Source organism: Aeromonas sp. R1-1 (genome assembly GCF_040908495.1).
GTDB lineage: Bacteria > Pseudomonadota > Gammaproteobacteria > Enterobacterales > Aeromonadaceae > Aeromonas > Aeromonas veronii.
Genome location: NZ_JBFODV010000083.1, coordinates 1 through 1,602, shown reverse-complemented (window position 1 = coordinate 1,602; position 1,602 = coordinate 1). Strand labels below are relative to the sequence as shown.

Genomic DNA, 1,602 nt, shown 5'->3' with positions numbered 1-1,602 from the left:
CCGATACCGATGAGGCGGGAGGAGATGTTGGCGGTATCCAGCAGCATGGCCACCAGGGGTTTGAGCTCATCACGGAGCTCCCGCACCAGCTGGGCACCCTTGATGCGATCTTCCTTGAAGATATCGCGGCGTACCCCGCCAATCAGGTTGAGGCCGTAGGTCTTGCGGGCGCCGGTGAGCAGCTCGGCCAGGGTCATGGACTTTTCCCGCACCCGGAAGAACTGCATGAAGCCGGTGTCGAAACCGGTGAAGTGGCTCGACAGGCCGATGTTGAGGATATGGCTGTGCAGACGCTCCACCTCCAGCAGCACGGCGCGGATCATCTTGGCCCGCTCCGGCACCGGAATGCCCATGGCGTTCTCCACCGAGGTGGTGTAGGCGACGCTGTGGGTAAAGCCGCAGATGCCGCAGACCCGGTCGGTCAGAAACGCCACTTCGTTGTAGCCCATGCGGGTTTCCGCCAGCTTCTCCATGCCGCGATGGACATAGAAGAGGCGGTAGTCGGCATCGATGATGTCTTCCCCATCGACGAACAGACGAAAGTGGCCCGGTTCATCCGAGGTGATGTGCAGCGGGCCGACCGGCACGATGCGGTTGGCATCACTGCCGAGCTCGTTGACGAAGGGGTAGGTCTCGGTGTCGGTGGTGGGCATCGGGCGCTGGCGGTAATCCATGGCGTCCTTGCGCAGTGGATGGATATCCTCCGGCCAGTCATCCGGCAGTACCAGACGGCGTTCATCCGGCAGGCCGATGGCGCGCAGGCCGTACATGTCGCGGATCTCTCGCTCGCCCCATACCGCCGCCGGAATGGTCGGGGTGATGGAGGGGTACTCCTGGGTATCGGCATCTACCAGCACCTTGACGGTGATCCAGCACTTGGTGTCGCCCTCCATGGAGAAGACGTGGTAGACGGCGAAGTGGCCGTTGAGGCTGCGCTCGTCATTGGCAAAGGAGAGCGGAAGCCAGCCCCCCAGCTGGTGGAAGATCAGGCTGGCGGTCTCGACCAGACTGGTGGGCTTGACGGTAATGGTGGCCTGATCGGCGGTTTGCCACTCCTCGTCGACGATGGCGTGGGGCAGTTGTGCTCGCACCTGCTGGATGTAGTCGCAGCCGATGCGATCCGAAATGGCGATGGTCATGCAGTTCTCACTTTAATGTTCGGGAATGAGCATTCACAAATGATGAAATCGGAAAAAATTGCTGTGCTGGCGGGCATGGCTCAGACCCCGACCAGATAGGCGAGCAGCGCCAGCAGGGCCAGCCCCAAGCCGTAGCGGGTGAGCTTGTGGGTGCGCACGAACTGGGTACGGGCCATGGCGTTTTCGATGATGCCAGCCAGCAAAAAGGCCACCAGCAGCTTGCAGGCGAGGATCAGCGCCGCGCCGATGAGCGCAGGCAGACTCCAGTTGGCCGCCTTGCCGAAGGGCAGGAAAATCACCAGAAAGAGCTGCACCACTACCAGCTGCTTGAGGCCGATGGAGAGCTTGAGCAGGGCCAGCCCCGCACCGGAGTACTCGGTGAGCGGCCCCTCCTGCAGCTCCTGCTCGGCTTCGGCGCAGTCAAAGGGCAGCTTGCCCATCTCGACAAACACCGCGAAGGCGC

2 protein-coding genes are annotated in these 1,602 nt (G+C 62.4%); both read right to left on the bottom strand.

Features of this window, described 5'->3' with window-relative positions; all coding sequences use genetic code 11:
* Window positions 1-1,139: NADH-quinone oxidoreductase subunit C (locus tag AB5Y92_RS04825; RefSeq protein ID WP_368225790.1), on the bottom strand; the 1,139-nt coding region annotated here is incomplete at its 3' end.
* Window positions 1,140-1,219: 80 nt separating this feature from the next.
* Window positions 1,220-1,602: NADH-quinone oxidoreductase subunit H (locus tag AB5Y92_RS04820; RefSeq protein ID WP_368225789.1), on the bottom strand; the 383-nt coding region annotated here is incomplete at its 5' end.